Below are 16,705 nucleotides of genomic sequence, written 5' to 3'. Positions count from 1 at the left end.
GGTTCTTCCGAGCCGATGCCGCCTAAGCGATCCCCGCGATCAATGAGCGGCTGGAAGAGGCGGGCTGATTCTACGCCATCCGTTTGCCTGCAAACGCGGTGCTCAAGGACATGGCCACGATGACGTTGAGCGAATTCGATCGTTGGTTTGCTTTGGAAATCTGCCGTTACAACAACAGAATACATTCAAGTCTTGGCTGCACGCCCGTTGCCAAATGGGAGGCGCTCTCAGAGCAAATGACGGGCGACATCCCATTTGATATCGAAGCCTTTCAGGTGAGTTTCCTGCCGAGCGAACTGCGCAAGATCAGGCGTGACGGCATCCATCTGTTCCAGATAAGGTACTGGTCCGATGCCCTTGCAGGCCACATCGGGCGCGGGGATGGAAAGGTGGTCGTTCGCTACGATCCTCGTGATATCTCAATGATCTGGGTGGAACTGGGCGATGGCCGGTATGTTGAGGCGCGGTACAGAAACCTGGAAATTCCGCCCGTCTCGCTCTGGGAATATCGCGAAGCCATGAGGAAGGCTCGGGCCCTTGGCAAGTCCGGGTCCAATGAGCTGGTTCTGGCTGAGCTGATCCGACAGCAACGCCAGATCGAAGCTGAAAGCCGGGGCCTGACGAAGGCCGAACGCAGAACCCGTGAAAGAAAAGGGACATTGGAGAGCGCCAACTCGGGCGTCTCGTCAACCGAAGGGCTGCGCCCGATCGACACTGGTGATACATCGCGCCCATTGTTCAAGGTGGAGAGATGGTGAATTGAGGGCAGGTACAACTGAAGAAGACGACCGGATCGCCCTCATTCAGTCGGACATCTGGATCGGCTTTCCGCGGGCCGAACAAGTACTGGATCGTTTGCAGGGCATGATCGAAGCGCCACGGCAAACTCGTGTGCCCGGGCTTCTTGTGCATGGTGTGTCCGGGATCGGAACGACGATGATCGCCCGCAACCTGTCGCGCAAGTACGCACCAGAATACGAACCGGCGTCAGGCATCACCCGCACACCGCTTCTGCTGTTGCAAGCGCCGCCCGCACCTGACGAACGGCGGTTCTACCTGCACATCCTGGCCGCCGTCGGCGCCCCGGCGACGGCACTGAGCGCCCGCGCTCAAAATGTGGCTTCCCTCGAAGTCCGCGTCATCGCGCTCCTGCGCGACCTTGGCCTACGGATGATCATGATCGACGAGGTTCACAATCTCTTGGCCGGGACCCACCGCGAACAGCGCCGCTTTCTCAATGTTCTGCGGTATCTCAGCAATGAACTCGAAGTGTCGCTGGTCTGCCTTGGGGTCAGCGAGGCTGTCGATGCCATCCGTGGTGATATCCAACTTGCCAGGCGGCTGGACGAACATCACCCGCCAAACTGGCGCGATGATGCCGAGTTCTCGGACATGATCCAGACACTCATCGCGGCAATGCCCCTCGATAAGAAATCAAATCTTAAGGTCAAGTCACTCAAGCAGATACTTGCGCTAACCGGCGGGGTGACCTCGCGCATCTTCGCCGTGATCAAGGATCTTTCCATCGACGCCATTGTCACCGGTGAGGAATGCATCACCGATGACGCAATCGCAAAATGGACGCCGGTTTGGTCGCGCCATGCGAACGCCCATCGGCGGCTCGCGAAGTCCGGCGTGTGAAGCCGCTGCCCAAGACTGTCGCACCGTTGCCAGACGAGTTGTTGTCAGGTTGGTTGTCTCGGTTAGCTGTGGCCAACTACTGTGATGATGCCGAACTGCTGGCTCATATCGAAATCGATACCACGTATGGCACCGCCTTGGACTTCAGCATCGACGCGGCTGCGGCAGAGAAGATTGCGAGCGCTGCACGTGTCGCCCCAGATGTCGTGCGGTCTTTGACCTTTCCGGCAATGACGCCACGAGAAGCCTCGCTGACGGCCCAGATGCCATTCCAGCATTGTCTGCAATGCTCCCGAGAGGGCCTTTCGCTCAGGCATTGGAGGCGGGCCTGGGCATTCGACTGTCAGGTTTGCGGGACGAGACTTGTGCAGACCCTTGGCAAAACAGGTGACGAACAAATACCCGACAAACTGATTTACCGAGCGCGCCGCGGGGCAGGGATGCTTGAGTGCGCCGCGCGATCACGCAGCCCCAAGCAACTTCGGCGCGCAATGCGCACGGTCACCTTTGCCATGTCACTTAAGGGCTGCCACGGGGGGCCGTTGTTTGCTCTTCAGAACCACAAACCGGAAGTGAGGCTGTTTTGCCTTGCTGCCATTGATGCAGCCCGATCTCGTCCACTGATCAAAGCCGCCATCTCAAGCTCCGGCATCGACGACTATGCAAAGGTTGCTCTTTTGCGCACTTTCGAGAAGGAGCCACGTCTGCTTGCCGCAGTTGACCACATTGCGCAAAGGCGGGCGACGAGACGTGTTCGAATACATCGAGCTCTACTACAACCCGAAGCGCAAGCACACGAACAACGGCATGCTGTCGCCCGTTGACTTCGAGACCAGACAGCAGAAACTGGAACAGGCAGGTGTCTAGGAAACTAGGGGCACCTGATCTGCAAAATCTGAACAACAGAGCCGGATCGATTTATCCTCGATCCGATCCATCAGATGCCGGGACTGAACACCTAATAATCAAACCTGAGCACCCGATGGGGGCAGGACAGACAAAGCCGTTTGACAGTTTGCCTTACTTTGCTATCGTTTCGCGATGTCCGAGGCATTGCGTATCAGAACAGGGGAATTCGGCCGTGTCGCGTTGCTCGACATGGATCGTAGCCTCGTGCGTCATGCGCATCCGCATTGCCATGTCCTGATCAAGGTGGACGGGGCCGATACCGGGTTTCTGGTCGGCGACAGCGTTGCCGAGTTGACCGATGAGCAGGTCGTTCTCGTCAACGCATGGACGCCGCATGCCTACGTGCATGTTCCAGATGCACCGCGAACGCTGATCCTGGCGCTGTATATCGAGCCCGCCTGGCTGGGCTCGTTCAGAGATAACTGGATCGCCGCACGCGAGGGGGGGTTCTTCCCGAGCAGCAAGGGACAGATCACGCCGCAGATCCGCAAGCTGGCGCGCGACCTTGCTACCTCGATGGTGCACGCGCCCACGGCGATCGCCGATCACGAACGATTGCTCGGAGATTTGATGATCGCGGTAATCGAGCGGTTCACGGAGTGGCGCAGCGTCGGGACCTCGTTGAGCGAAGCCGCTCGGATGCAATCGGTAGACTGGCGCGTGCGCAAGGCCATCGACATGATCCGCACCACGCCCGGTCAGATCGACACCGTGGAGAGGCTGGCCGATGCGGCAGGGATGAGCCGGGCGAATTTCTTCCGGGTCTTCGAGAGTTCGACCGGAGTGCCTCCGAGGGTGTTCCTGAACGTTGTCCGGCTGGAACAGGCGGTCCATGCCTCGACCAATACCGACATGAGTTTCGGCGAGTTGTCCGAGCGGTTGGGGTTCTCCACCCAGGGGCATTTCACCCGCTTCTTTCGCGATCACACCGGGGTCGCGCCCACCCAGTTCCGCTCGATCGTGCGGATCGGCGACATCGCCGAGGCCTTCCGCCTCTAGCAGACGGATGTCGCGATTTGAGACGTTTCGGTAAAATCCGGGATTCCTCCCCATGGGTTAACACCGGCCAGACAGCGCAAGTTCTGCCCAAGGCCCGTATGGGGCCATGGGAGGGGAAGGCGTGGCATCAGCCGGCAAAGTTTCTGCACTGCTGCGGGTCGAGGACCCGGCTTTGCTTACCGGCCGGGCGCGCTTTGTCGACGACCTGCCCGAGCCCGCTGGCACGCTGCACGCGGCCATCCTACGCAGCCCGCACGCCCATGCCCGGATCCTGAAGGTCGACACCAGCCGTGCTGCGGCCCTGCGCGGGGTTTTCGCCGTCCATGACGGAGCCGAATTGGCGGCGGTGACCGACCCGCTTCTGGTCGGCGTCAAGGTGGCGGTCGAAAGCCGCGTTCTGGCCGTGGAGCGGGTGCGCTATGTCGGCGAGCCGGTGGCCGTGGTTCTCGCGGAAAGCCGATATCTGGCAGAGGATGCGCTAGACTTGATCGAGGTCAGCTATCAACCGCTGGCACCGGTCACCGGGATCGAGGCCGCACTGGCGCCGTCGGCCCCCGTCCTGCACGATGAGCTTGGGCACAATGTCGCATCGGATCGTAGCTTTGCCTACGGCGACCCGGCGGCCGCCATGGCGCGGGCGCCGCACCGGATCTCGGTGAGTGTCCACTACCCGCGCAACTCATGCACGCCAATGGAAACCTATGGTGTCGTGGCCAGCCACGACCCGGACGAAGGTTTTGACATCCTCGCCAATTTCCAGGGGCCGTTCTCGATCCATGCAGTGCTTGCGCGGGCTCTGAAGGTCCCGGGGAACCGCCTGCGCCTGCGCACGCCGCCACAGTCTGGCGGCAGTTTCGGTGTCAAGCAGGGTGTCTTTCCCTACATGGTGCTGATGGCAGGCTGCGCGCGTCTTGCCGGGCGCCCGGTGAAATGGATCGAAGACCGGTTGGAGCATCTGACGGCCTCGGTCAGCGGCACGGCCCGCACGACCACCCTGTGCGCAGCCGTCGAGGCCGATGGTCGGGTGACGGCGCTGGACTGGGACCAGATCGAGGATGTCGGCGCCTATGTCCGCGCGCCCGAGCCCGCGACGCTTTACCGGATGCACGGCAACATGTGCGGCGCCTATGACATCGCCCATCTGGCGATCCGCAACCGGGTGGTGATGACCAACAAGACGCCTACCGGCCTGAACCGGGGGTTCGGCGGGCCGCAGGTCTATTTTGCGCTCGAAAGGCTGATGGCGCGGATCGCACAGGAGCTGGAGCTGGATCCGGTTGCGGTGATCCGGCGTAATCTGGTGCCGGGTTTTCCGTATCGCACCGCCTCGGGTGCGACCTATGACAGCGGCGACTATCACCGGGCGATGGAGCTGGCGCTGGCCGATGGCCGTTACGATGCCCTGCGCGCGCAGCAGGCGCAGGCCAGGGCCGAGGGGCGGCTGTTCGGCATCGGCCATGCGGCGGTGGTCGAGCCTTCGGTGTCGAACATGGGGTATCTTTCCACGGTTCTCACACCTTCGGAACGCGCCAAGGCCGGACCCAAGAACGGCGCCCAGTCCGTGGCCTCGATCGGCGTCGATCCGACGGGATCGGTGACGGTGAAGATCGATTCGGTCCCGCAGGGGCAAGGTCACCAGACGGTGGCCGCCGGTCTGGTCGCCGAGGTGCTGGGGCTGAGTCCGGACCGGGTGCGGGTGGTCAGTGAATTCGACACCGCCAAGGACGCCTGGTCGATCGCCGCCGGCAATTACTCCAGCCGTTTCGCCGCCGCGTCGCTGGGGGCGGTCAAGATTGCCGCCGAGCGCCTGCGCGACCGTCTGGCTCGTATCGCCGCGCCCATGCTCGGAGGCGATGCCGCCGCATTGGTCTTTGCGCAGGGCGGTATCGCCGCGCCCGGCCACGCCCCCATCCCCTTTGCCCGCGTCGCTTCGGCCAGCCATTGGGCACCCGGAACCTTGCCGAACGGAGAGAGCGCTATCCGTGAAACGGTCATCTGGACGCCCGAGCCCCTGGCCGCACCGGATCCGCAGGACCGGATCAATTCGTCGCTCTGCCACGGGTTCATCTTCGATTTCTGCGGTGTCGAGATCGATCCCAGGACCCGCGCCGTGCAGATTCACCGCTACGTCAGCATGCACGATTGCGGGCGCATTCTGCACGCGGGAATGGTCGAGGGCCAAGTGCGCGGCGGCTTCGCCCATGCTGTCGGCGCGGCGCTCTACGAGGAGTTCGCCTATGGCGCCGACGGGGCCTTCCTCGCCGGAACCTTCGCCGACTACCCGGTGCCGACCGTCCACGAGATTCCGCCGCTGGAGATCCTGCACATCGAGACGCCCTCGCCGGTCACGCCGACCGGCGCCAAGGGTGTCGGCGAGGGCAATTGCATGTCCACCCCGGTCTGCATCGCCAACGCCGTGGCCGATGCGCTGCGGCCTGTGACCGGCTGGGTCGACCTGGCGCTGCCGATCACCCCGGCCCGGATCGCCGACCTGCTGGGCCCCGAACCTGCTGCCCCGCCATCGCGCGCGCCCGAGATCGACGCCGGCGACGGATTGGCGGGGGCCGGGACGGCCCGTGTTTCGGCCAGCCCGCAGCAAGTCTGGGAGATGCTGATGGATCCTGAGCAGCTGGCCGCCATCATCCCCGGCGCCCATGGTGTGACCCGCCCGGCACCCGACCGTTTTGCCGCCGAGGTGACGCTGGGCGTAGGGCCGGTCAAGGGGCGCTACAGGATCGAGGTGGCGTTGTCCGACCTGTCACCGCCACACTCGGCGGTGCTGAGCGGTCGCGCCACGGGGGCGCTGGGATCGGGCGAGGGGGTCGGCCATGTCACCCTGACCGCGCTCGACGATGGCGGCACCGAGATCGCCTATCGCTACCGTGCCCGTATTGGCGGCAAGGTCGCGGCGGTCGGCGGCCGACTGCTGGATGGGGCGGCGAAGATGGTCATCGGGCAGTTCTTTGCCGCGCTGGGCCGGCGCGCCGGTGGCGGACAGGGCTGGCAGCGCGCGTGGCCGGTCGCTTGGTTCCGCGCATGGTTCGGAGGAGCGCGATGAAACCCGCCGCCTTCGACTACGTCCGAGCGACATCGATCGACGAGGCCACCGCGCTGTTGCGTGCCGAGGGACCCGATGCACGGATCCTGGCCGGCGGGCAGTCGCTGATGGCGATGATCAACATGCGCCTGGTCCGCCCCTCGCTTCTGATCGACGTGATGCACATTCCCGGGGTATCGACCCCGCGATTGGAGCGCGGCGCCCTTGTTGTTCCGCTGGGCACCCGGCAGGGTGCGCTTCTCTCCCGGCCCTCGCTGGCCTCCGAAGTGCCGCTGCTGGCGCAGGCGCTACCCTGGACCGGGCATGTGCAGACCCGTGCGCGCGGGACGATCTGCGGCTCGGTCGCCCATGCCGATCCGTCGGCCGAAATCCCGCTGGTGCTGGCTGCGCTGGGTGGCTCAGTGCATGTCCGCGGACGCAAGGCGCGTGTCGTTCCCGCCGTCGAGTTCCTGACCGGGATGATGCAGACCAGCCTGCGCGACGACGAACTGATCGAGGCGGTCAGCTTTCCGCAGGTCGCAGGCGCGCAAGCCTTCGCCGAGTTCGGCCGCCGTCATGGGGACTTTGCTCTGGTGGCGGTCGCGGCGGTGGTGACGGGCAGCGGGGTCCGCCTCGCCATCGGCGGTGTCAATGACGCCCCCGTGGTGCAGGACTGGCCGGCGCTGGACCCCGCACAGATCGACGACGCGCTGAACGAATGCGCCTGGTCCCTCGAGGCACGCACTGACCTGCACGCAAGCGCCCGACTGCGCCGCGACCTGGTACGTCGCCTCGGGCGGGATGTTATCGAAAGGGCCCGAACATGCGCCTGACAGCAGCGAAACGACATGACATCACGATCGAGTTGAACGGACGGTCCGTCAGCGCCGAGGCCGAGCCACGCATGCTGCTCAGCGACTTTCTGCGCCATCGCCTCGCGGCGATGGGTACGCATGTCGGCTGCGAGCACGGGGTCTGCGGCGCCTGCACCGTGCTGATCGATGGCGCCCCGGCCCGAGCCTGCCTGACGCTGGCCGTGCAGGCCGACGGCAGCCGGGTCGATACGGTCGAAGGACTGGCGACGCCTCCGGGGCGGCTCTCGGTGCTGCAGGCCGCCTTTCAGCGCCACCACGCCCTGCAATGCGGCTTCTGCACCCCGGGCATCCTGATGTCTATGGATCACCTGCTCGCCACCGAACCTGACCCCGACGAGGCGCGGATCCGCGAGGTCCTGTCCGGCCACCTGTGCCGCTGCACCGGCTATCACCCCATCGTCTTGGCCGTGCTCGATGCGGCCGCCTTGATTCGAGCGGAGACGAACGATGCTTGACCTCGGCCGCAGCTTCCTGGCCTCCGTGGTGCGCGATCCACAGGCGATCGCGCTGGTCGACGGCGCGACCCGCCTCAGCTATGCCGACTGGCTTGCACGCATCGCGGCCCTGGCCGATAGCCTCGAGCGGCTTGGCCTGAAGCCGGGCGATCGCCTCGTCACCGCGCTCCAGAACACCGCCGACGCGGCGACGCTGCACTGGGCCTGCCAGATGGCTGCGATCGTGATCGTGCCGGTCAACTGGCGCATCACCGCCGAGGAACTGGACTTCACGCTCGACAACGCCGAGGCGCATGGCCTGGTCTTCGACGCTTCGAGTCAGGCGGCGGTCGGTGCGTCGGCGCGGGCGGCGGGTATGCTGCGGATCGCTTCGGGCATCGTGATCGACGGCGTGCCGACGGCAGAGGCCTTGCAGACAGGCCACGCCGATCCGACCCCGCGCGCCGGGCCCGAGGACCTGTCGCTGATGTTCTACACCTCGGGCACAACCGCGCGCCCAAAGGGCGTGCCGCGCCGCCACCGGATCGAGCGCGCTGCGGCCGTCGCCCACGTCGCGCAGAACCTGATGCCGCGCGGCGAGCGCACCTTGGGCGTGATGCCTCTCTATCACACTATGGGTGTGCGGTCGTTGCTGGCGATGTCGCTCTTGGGCGGTCGGTTCGTCTGCCTGCCCCGCTTCGATGTTGGGCGCGCGCTGGAGTTGATCGAGGACGAGGCGATTTCGAGCCTCTATCTGGTGCCGACGCTCTATCACGACCTGCTGATGCATCCGCGCTTTGCGCTGACGGATACTTCTTCGGTGCGCAGGCTCGGCTTTGCCGGGGCATCTATGACCGATGGCTTGCTCCAGCGTCTCAAGGCTGCCTTCCAGCCCGAATTGTTCGTCAACCACTACGGCAGCTCCGAGGTCTACACCTTCTCGGTGGACCAGGACGCCCCGGCAAAACCCGGATCGGCCGGCAAGGCGGGCCTCAACCAGGACCTGCGCATCGTGGTACCCGGACTGGGCGACCCCGAGGCGCGGGTGACGCCCGGCGACGAGGGCGAAATCATCGCCACGCTAGCGGGTGACGAGGCCTTCGAGGGCTACTGGCGCCGCCCGGAAGCCGACGCAAAGTCACTGCGCGCCGGCTGGTATTTTACCGGAGACATGGGCCGGGTAGATGCCGACGGAGACCTGTTCGTCACCGGACGTGTTGACGACATGATCATCACCGGCGGCGAGAATGTCAGCCCTGTGGAGGTCGAAAACTGCCTGTCGCTGCACCCCGGCGTCGGCGAATGCGCGGTGGTAGGACTGCCGGATGAACGCTGGGGCAAGATTGTCGCAGCCTTTGTGAAGCGAAACGGCTGCGTCTCGGCCGACGATCTGGATGCCCATTGTCGCGCCTCGGGCCTGGCTGCCTTCAAGCGTCCGCGCCAGGTGATCTTTGTCGCCGACTTGCCGCGATCACCCGTCGGCAAACTGCTGCGCCGCTTGTTGGTGGCCGGCGAATACCGATCCGAAGACAGCGCATCGGATCACCGAAACGAATGATTTCAAGGAGAACCTCATGACATCCGACCCCCGCCTTACCGATCTCGACGGCTTTCGTGTCGAGATTGACGCTGAACGCCAGCGCGGCGACATCATCCTTGACCGTCCCCCGATGAATGTCATCATGATGCCACAGCGCGACCAGCTACGCCGCGCGTTCGAGGCGCTTGACGAGGACGACCGGGTGCGCGTTGTGGTCTTGCGCGCCGAAGGCAAGAATTTCTCGTCGGGCGGCTATATCAAGGGCTTTCTAGAAGCCTCTCCCGAGCATGTCAGCCACTTGGCCGACAATGTCGCAGCGCCCTGGCGTTGTTCCAAGCCCGTGATCGCTGCCAATCAGGGCTACACTTTCGGTGTCGGTTTTGAAATCTCGCTGGCTTGCGACTTCCGTATCGTCACGCCTTCCACCCAATATGCCCTGCCCGAACAAAAACTGGGCCAGATCCCAGGGTCGGGCGGATCGGCGCGGCTCATGGGTCTCATAGGGCTGGCGCGGACCAAGGACGTCGTGATGCGCTCACGCCGGATCAGCGGTCAGCAGGCGCATGATTGGGGCATCGCCGTCGAATGCGTGCCCGAGGATCAATTGGACGTCGCCACCGATGCGCTAGTCGCCGAGTTGGTGGGTTTTTCGCCGCTGGCGCAGCGAACGGCGAAAAAACTTCTGAACGACAGCGAAAACGCGACCGTGGCCACGGGCATTGAGTTGGAGGGTCATTGTTATAGCCGTTTGCGCCAATCCGAGGATTTCGCGGAAGGCGTACGCGCCTTTCATGAAAAGCGCCTGCCGGAATTCCGCGGGTCCTAAAAGCAACCAAGGGAGGAAATTATGAAGAACAGATTTTGCATGGCGTTGGCCACGTCAGTCCTGCTAGGCACTACAGCTTTTGCGCAGGATGAGATCCGGATCGGCGTTCTGACGCCGTTGTCAGGCACCTATGCAGGCATCGGCCAGCAGGTGCGTTGGGGGCTTGATCTTGCAGCCGAGGAAATCAACGCCTCTGGTGGCATTCTCGGCCGTCAGGTGGAGCTGATCTATGAAGACAGCGAAGCTAACCCCGCCACTGCGGTACCGCGCGCCGAACGGCTCTTCGATGTCGAGAATGTCGACTTCCTGACCGGCACGGTCAGTTCCGGGGTGACGCTTGCGGTCGGTCAGGTCGCCGAGCGTGCCGGGCGCCTCATGGCCACCACCGTGTCCTTTGCGGACTCGATCACCGGCACGGCCTGCTCACCGAACGTGTTCCGGGTAAACGCGCGGGCCGGGCAGCAGTCGGTGGCGCTGGCGTCTTGGCTTGCTGCGGAACGTCCGGATGCGCGCGTGTTCTATCTAGGCCCCGATTACGAAATGGGGCGCTCCACCGTTGCGGCCTTCAAGTCGAATGCGGAACGGGTCGGGGCGACGTCGGTCGGTGAAACCTTCGCGCCACTGGACTCGGCCGACTACAGTCAGTATTTCGGCGCGCTGCGTTCGTCGCGGCCGGACGTTCTCTATACCTCGGTCGCCGGTAACGATACCGTCCGTCTGTTTACCCAGCTCGAGGATTTTGGAGTCCGGGCCAATCTGACGGTCCTCGGGGCCTCGGGCACTGTGACGGCGCAGAACATCGGCGCTATCGGTGCGGCCGCCGAGGGCTTCGTGACCGGAGTCGGCTATTCGTCCCTGATCGACACGCCCGAGCACACCACCTTCCTCAAGACCTTCCGCGCGCATTCGGGCGGAGCCGATCCAGACCTCTACGGTGCTGACAGCTATGGTGTCCTGTTCGCCTATCGGGCAGCCGTCGAGGCAGCGGGTTCTATCGAGACGGACGCCCTGCGTGAGGGTTTCCGCGACCTGAGCTGGAGCACACCGCAGGGGACCAAGACGATCCGCGGCGCCGACCATCAGGCGATGCAGCAAATGTATGTCGTCCGCGTCGAAAACAGCGAATTCCGCATCGTCGGTCAAGTCTCGGCTGAAGACGCGATCGGTGACGATCTCTGCGACCGCTTCTGATGCCAAAACACCGGAGATGATCTGAATGCCTGTTGTCATGGACTATCTTCAATTCATTCTGGCTCCCCAGATGTTGAACGGTCTGGCGCTGGGGATCTCGGTGATCCTTGTCGCACTGGGTCTGACGATCATCTTCGGACTGCTCGATGTCATCAACATGTCCCACGGCGAGTTCTACGCCGTGGGAGCCTTTGCTGCACTTACTCTATCGGCGCTGGGTCTGAACTATTGGGTGCTTGTCGCTCTGGTCCCGATCCTGTTGCTGCCGCTCGGCATCCTGGTCGAACGGTACCTGATCCGCCGGGTCTATGACGGTGTGGATCGCCATGTCTCAACCCTGCTGCTGACATTTGGCCTCGCGCTGGTGATCGAAGATATCCTGAAAATCCTCTTTGGGCCGAACACGCACCGCCCCGAGACGCCGCTGCCCGGCGCGACGGAATTCCTGGGAGTTTTCATCCCGACCTATCGCCTTGCCCTGATCGCCATCGGCTTCGCTGTCATCGTCGCGGTGGCGATAGTTGTCTACCGCACGCGTTTGGGGGCAATGGTCCGCGCGGCCTCGTTCGACCGCAGCATGGCGGCGTCGCTGGGGGTGCGCGTGGGGTGGGTCTATTCCGGAGCCTATGCCTTCGGTATCGCCCTGGCCGGTCTTGCGGGTGTGCTACTGGCGCCGATCTATTCGGTGTTTCCCACGATGGGCCACGATTTCATTCTGTTGGCCTTCACCGTCGTGATCGTCGGCGGCATGGGGTCAATCTGGGGGGCCGTGGTCGCAGGGATCCTGCTGACGCAGGTGCAGGCAATCTCGGCGCTTATCATCTCGCCTGTCTGGGGCGATGCTATCGTCTTCGGGGTCATGGTGCTGGTGCTGATGTTCCGGCCCCAGGGCATTTTCGGGAGGATCGGCCATGCGTGACCGTCTCGATATCTCACTGCGCGCCAATCACGTGCTCTTTGCGATCCTGTTCATGGCGGCTCTCGTCTTCGGCATGTTGGCCAGTCTGACGGGGGAACGTTTTTACCTGAGACTGGCGACCGAGGCTCTGATCCTTTCGGGCCTGGCCTTGTCGATCGACATCCTGTTGGGGTTCACCGGGCTTCTGTCCCTCGGCCAAGCACTCTATTTTGGCGTCGGGGCCTATGTCTCGGCACTTGTGCTAAGCAACATACCCAGTTTCTGGCTTGCGATGGCTGCTGCCACGGGTGCCAGCATGGTCGCCGGGATCCTCGGTGGCCTGATCGCGAACCGGGTGCGCGGGGTCTATTTTGCGTTGATCACCTTCGGGATGGCGCAGATCGCGGCCAAGATTGTCTACAACACCCGCGCGCTGGGAGCCTCGGATGGGATGATCGGCATCCCAATGGTCGAGATCCCGCTGGGCATCGCGACCTTGTCGGCAGGCAATCCGCTGGAGTTCTTCCTGGTGGTGCTGGCTGTGATCACGCTGATCTATGCGGGAATGTCCTATGTGCTGGGCACCCCGTTTGGACGTGTGATGATTGCGCTTAAAGCCAACGAGAAGCGGGTGCCCTATCTGGGCTATTCGACCTGGGCCCCGCGGATGGTTGCCTATGTATTGGCGGCGGTGATCGCGGGAACGGTCGGCGGCCTCTACCCGATGCTGCGCGGCTTCGTCTCGCCCGAGTTGATGTTCTTCAGCGCTTCGGGCGACGCGTTGATCATGGTGATCGTCGGCGGCACTGGGACCCTGGTCGGTGCCATCTGGGGCGCGATCCTGTTGGTCCTGTTTAAGTCGGTGGTCGGGAGCTTGACTGAGCATCACCTGATCCTCGTCGGGATGATGTTCATGGCGGCGGTGCTGTTCATGCAGCGCGGTCTGATCGGATTGGTTAAACCGTCGATCGAGCGGCGTCTGCTCCGGCTGGAAGGGTCCCGGGCGACGCGCGAACAAGGAAACACTCCATGATGGCAGCACTCGAAACCGAAGGTCTGTCGATTGCCTTCGGCGGACTCAAGGCCGTAGACGCGGTGAGCTTCACGGCAACCCGGCACCAGATCACCACGGTGATTGGCCCGAACGGTGCCGGCAAGACAACGCTGTTCAATCTGATTTCAGGGGGCCTCAGGCCGGCGAGCGGCAAGGTACTGCTGGACGGGCGCGATGTTACCGGGTTTCGCCCCGCGGCATTGCAACGGACGGGGTTGGCGCGGTCGTTCCAGATCACCAACCTGTTCTTCGAACTGACCCTGCGTGAGAATCTTGGTCTCGCCGCCCAGACGCTTGATCCAGTGATAGACGCCTTTCTGCCGGTCGGTCGCGCCGGAAGGGCGGCCCGAAAGGTGGACGAACTGATCGAGCGGTTCGGGTTCGGTTCAAAGGCACATGACTCCGTCGCCGCGCTCAGCCATGGCGAACAGCGCCGGTTGGAAATCGCGATGTGCCTGGCGTCGGAGCCCAAGATCCTGATGCTGGACGAACCGACCCAGGGAATGAGCCATGGTGACACAGAGGAAACCGCTCGGCTGATCCGCTCGTTGTCGGACGAGGTGACCATCGTGTTGATCGAACATGACATCGGGCTTGTCATGTCGCTTTCGGATCATGTCGTGGTGATGCACCAGGGCCGCAAGCTCTCGGAAGGGGCGCCGGCCGAGGTGCGTGCCGATCCTGCGGTCCAGGCCGCCTACTTTGGTCATGGTTGAATAATGCTGAAAATCGAGAACCTGAACACCCATTACGGGCTTGCTCATGTCCTGCAAGGCGTCAGCCTGCAGGCGGAACGTGGCGACGTTATTGGCATCTTCGGCCGGAACGGAGTTGGCAAGACGACTTTCCTCAAGACCATCGCAGGTTGGGTCAAGCCAAGCGGCGGCTGCGTCGCGTTGGACGAGACGGAGCTGACTGGTCTCGAAGCCGACGCCATGAACCGCGCCGGTTTCGGTTTCGTTCCTGAGGACCGGCGGATATTCCCCGGGCTGACAGTGGAAGAAAACCTGAGGCTGGGTCTTCTGGGTCGACGAGGTAAAGGCGAGTCGTCGCTCGATCAGGCCTTTGATCGCTTTCCTCGGTTGGCCGAGAGGCGGCATCAAGCCGGAAACACCCTGTCGGGAGGTGAACAGCAGATGCTGGCGATGGCGCGGGTGTTGCTTGCAGAGCCCAGCGTCGTGTTGGTGGATGAACCTTCCGAGGGGCTCGCTCCCATGATCGTGGCCGAGGTCTTCGCCATAATTCGCGAGATGAGCGCGGCCGGCAGTATTGTTCTTCTTGTCGAACAGAACATTCACGAAGCGTTGGCCGTCTGCGACAGGTTTATCGCGTTGGAACGGGGGGCGGTCGTGCTGGACGGGAACGGCTCCAGTGAGACGGACCGAAAAGCCTTGCTGAAGGAACTAGCCGTCTGATCCAACTGGTCAGCGAACAGGCGCCGTAGGAACGAGCCTGCATTCCGAAAACACGCTCTTCGGATCCGCATGATTAGCCCTAATCTTGTGGTCCAATTTGATAGTTCGTGCACCGTGGGCTTTTGGAGGAGCCGGCAGATTTGCCATAGCTCTGAGGGGCGTAACGGACGGCTATGTGCAACACATGTGCAATTTGATATCAAAACGCAGCACCAAAGGCCAAGGGATGTATTCAACAAAAGAATGATCTCGGATTCCCGGTGTTGCGCAAATTGACATAACATAAGAAGTCTTTTGCGATTTTTGGCCGACCCTGAAATGCCCCATCTGAATTGGTCCACCGTTATGTATAGGGAACGGAGGACAGAGAATGGCAAACAAGCGGCACAAGCCCGAGGAAATAGTTCAGAAGTTGCGGCAGGTTGATGTGCTTGTCGGCCACGGACCGTGGCAGTCAATACTGCTCGCACGACTACCAGAAGATCCTGCCCCAGCACGGCTTCCTGGTATCGATGAGCGGCACAGGGAACTGCTATGATAACGCAGCCGTTGAAACCTTCTTCAAGACAATCAAGGCCGAGCTGCTATGGCAGCGTTCCTGGCGCACGCGGCGCGATGCTGAGGTCGCAATCTTCGAGTACGTCAACGGCTTCTACAATCCGCAACGCAGGCATTCAGCCCTCGGCTGGTAAAGCCCCTTGGCCTTCGAAAGAAAGGCCGCTTAAGTGAGAAACCGGAGCGGAATCAAACCGGGACAGGTCCAAATGGCCCCGAGTTCATTGCCAAAGACGTCAGGGCATGGATCGAAGCTGTCGGCGCCAGGACAGCCTTCATCGAACCGGGCAGCCCCTGGGAGAACGGCTATGTCGAGAGCTTCAATGCCAGGCTCCGGGACGAATTGCTGAACCGCGAGCTCTTCTACTCATAGAGAGAGGCTCAGATCATCATCGAAGGCTGGAGGAAACACTACAACACCAAGCCGCCGCACAGCGCACTCGGCTATCGGCCGCCAGCTCCTGAAACCATCGTCCAGATGGACCAGAGGCCACTAATGCAATAACAATCAAACCGGACCAGTCAGATCAGGCTACCCAGCCTTGAAAAACGCTCTACGCATCGGTCGCCAGGGCGAAATCCGCGACCGCACCGCTGAAGGCCAACACTACCGCATGGCAGGGCTGAACCTGCTAGCCGCCATAGTCATCTATTGGAACACCAAACAGCTTGGCATCGCTGTGGCTGCCCGACTGAAGGAAGGAAAGGCCTGCCCAGACGCGCTTCTCTCGCACATCTCACCACTTGGATGGGCACATATCCTGCTCACGGGTGAATACAGATGGCGAAAATCGCGTCCTTAAGCCCTTAGCGTACTATTCCGCCCCCAGCCGTAAGCGACCCCATTCGGTGTTCCGGGTTGCCAAGGCCGAGGCGAAGTCCGGTCATGGCATGACCCAGTTCGGCCGGGCCCTGGCCGAACTGAACATCGAGATCCTTTGCGCCAACTCCTCCCAGGCCAAGGGCCGGGTCGAGCGTGCGAACCGGACGCTGCAGGACCGTCTGGTCAAGGAACTGCGCCTTGAAGGCATCAGCGACATGGAGGCCGCGAATGCTTTCATTCCCGGCTTCATGGCCCGTTACAATGCCCGCTTTGCCAAGCCCCCTGCCCGGCCTGACAACCTGCATCGACCGCTTAACATGGCCCCCGACCGTCAGGCCGACATCCTGTGCTAGCGCGACCAACGCTATGTCGACCGGTCGCCCTCTTCTTGGGCTGCCGCAAAAGCGCCGGCTGATAGTTTTCCTGCCTCCTCAATTACGCTCTCAAACAACTGCATCTTTTCGGTGCCCAGGCCAAGAAGACTTTTGAGGACAAATAGGGTTTCTTC

13 protein-coding genes and 6 pseudogenes are annotated in these 16,705 nt (G+C 62.7%); all 19 read left to right on the top strand.

The annotated features are described in order from the left end of the window. Nucleotides 1-110: 110 nt before the first annotated feature. Nucleotides 111-758, top strand: a complete 648-nt coding sequence (locus tag AC2FNA_RS21900; protein WP_496830220.1) for a Mu transposase C-terminal domain-containing protein — start codon at nt 111-113, stop codon at nt 756-758. 1 nt (nt 759) lies between these two features. Beyond that, entirely contained in the window at nt 760-1,641 is an 882-nt protein-coding gene (locus AC2FNA_RS21895; protein WP_496830218.1) for a TniB family NTP-binding protein, read from the top strand. Continuing rightward, nucleotides 1,578-1,982 (top strand): annotated as a pseudogene (locus AC2FNA_RS21890) (TniQ family protein); the annotation flags it as partial. The gene AC2FNA_RS21895 and the pseudogene AC2FNA_RS21890, both read left to right, overlap by 64 nt. Before the next feature lie 388 nt (nt 1,983-2,370). Continuing rightward, a pseudogene (locus tag AC2FNA_RS21885) lies at nt 2,371-2,508 on the top strand (IS3 family transposase); the annotation flags it as partial. A gap of 174 nt (nt 2,509-2,682) precedes the next feature. Next, the gene (locus tag AC2FNA_RS21880) at nt 2,683-3,549 is read left to right on the top strand and encodes an AraC family transcriptional regulator (RefSeq protein WP_496830216.1); all 867 of its coding nucleotides are present in this window, start codon (nt 2,683-2,685) and stop codon (nt 3,547-3,549) included. A 121-nt stretch (nt 3,550-3,670) separates the two neighbouring features. Then, nucleotides 3,671-6,607 carry a xanthine dehydrogenase family protein molybdopterin-binding subunit gene (locus tag AC2FNA_RS21875; RefSeq protein WP_496830214.1) on the top strand — a complete coding sequence of 979 codons (2,937 nt, stop codon included), beginning with the start codon at nt 3,671-3,673 and terminating at the stop codon, nt 6,605-6,607. Then, on the top strand, nt 6,604-7,419 hold the full coding sequence (locus AC2FNA_RS21870) for an FAD binding domain-containing protein (RefSeq protein WP_496830213.1): 816 nt from the start codon (nt 6,604-6,606) through the stop codon (nt 7,417-7,419). The genes AC2FNA_RS21875 and AC2FNA_RS21870 overlap by 4 nt, the downstream gene beginning before the upstream one ends. Beyond that, nucleotides 7,410-7,916 (top strand): (2Fe-2S)-binding protein, encoded by a 507-nt coding sequence (locus AC2FNA_RS21865; protein ID WP_496830211.1) that lies wholly within the window; start codon nt 7,410-7,412, stop codon nt 7,914-7,916. The genes AC2FNA_RS21870 and AC2FNA_RS21865 overlap by 10 nt, the downstream gene beginning before the upstream one ends. Further along, nucleotides 7,909-9,453, top strand: a complete 1,545-nt coding sequence (locus AC2FNA_RS21860) for an AMP-binding protein (RefSeq protein ID WP_496830210.1) — start codon at nt 7,909-7,911, stop codon at nt 9,451-9,453. Before AC2FNA_RS21865 ends, AC2FNA_RS21860 begins: the two co-directional genes overlap by 8 nt. Before the next feature lie 16 nt (nt 9,454-9,469). After that, a complete protein-coding gene (locus AC2FNA_RS21855) occupies nt 9,470-10,261 on the top strand; it encodes an enoyl-CoA hydratase-related protein (RefSeq protein ID WP_234144280.1) in 792 nt (263 codons plus the stop codon). Nucleotides 10,262-10,282: 21 nt separating this feature from the next. Continuing rightward, a complete protein-coding gene (locus AC2FNA_RS21850; RefSeq protein ID WP_234144279.1) occupies nt 10,283-11,452 on the top strand; it encodes an ABC transporter substrate-binding protein in 1,170 nt (389 codons plus the stop codon). Nucleotides 11,453-11,489: 37 nt separating this feature from the next. Beyond that, complete coding sequence (locus AC2FNA_RS21845; RefSeq protein WP_496830207.1) at nt 11,490-12,371, top strand: branched-chain amino acid ABC transporter permease; 882 nt, start codon at nt 11,490-11,492, stop codon at nt 12,369-12,371. Continuing rightward, nucleotides 12,364-13,383, top strand: coding sequence for a branched-chain amino acid ABC transporter permease (locus AC2FNA_RS21840; protein WP_496830205.1), 1,020 nt, complete (start codon nt 12,364-12,366; stop codon nt 13,381-13,383). The genes AC2FNA_RS21845 and AC2FNA_RS21840 overlap by 8 nt, the downstream gene beginning before the upstream one ends. Continuing rightward, complete coding sequence (locus AC2FNA_RS21835; RefSeq protein ID WP_496830203.1) at nt 13,380-14,120, top strand: ABC transporter ATP-binding protein; 741 nt, start codon at nt 13,380-13,382, stop codon at nt 14,118-14,120. The genes AC2FNA_RS21840 and AC2FNA_RS21835 overlap by 4 nt, the downstream gene beginning before the upstream one ends. Nucleotides 14,121-14,123: 3 nt before the next feature. Continuing rightward, entirely contained in the window at nt 14,124-14,819 is a 696-nt protein-coding gene (locus AC2FNA_RS21830; RefSeq protein ID WP_496830201.1) for an ABC transporter ATP-binding protein, read from the top strand. Between the two features lie 428 nt (nt 14,820-15,247). After that, nucleotides 15,248-15,511: pseudogene (locus tag AC2FNA_RS21825) on the top strand (integrase core domain-containing protein); the annotation flags it as partial. Nucleotides 15,512-15,582: 71 nt separating this feature from the next. After that, nucleotides 15,583-15,879 (top strand): annotated as a pseudogene (locus AC2FNA_RS21820) (integrase core domain-containing protein); the annotation flags it as partial. A 34-nt stretch (nt 15,880-15,913) separates the two neighbouring features. Next, nucleotides 15,914-16,177, top strand: a pseudogene (locus AC2FNA_RS21815) (Tn3 family transposase); the annotation flags it as partial. A gap of 1 nt (nt 16,178) precedes the next feature. After that, nucleotides 16,179-16,547, top strand: a pseudogene (locus AC2FNA_RS21810) (ISNCY family transposase); the annotation flags it as partial. Nucleotides 16,548-16,705: the final 158 nt, after the last annotated feature.

It is taken from the genome of Ruegeria sp. YKSD163 (assembly GCF_059612905.1).
Note: the sequence above shows the minus strand (reverse complement) of the source record. Positions and strands in the feature narration are given on the sequence as shown.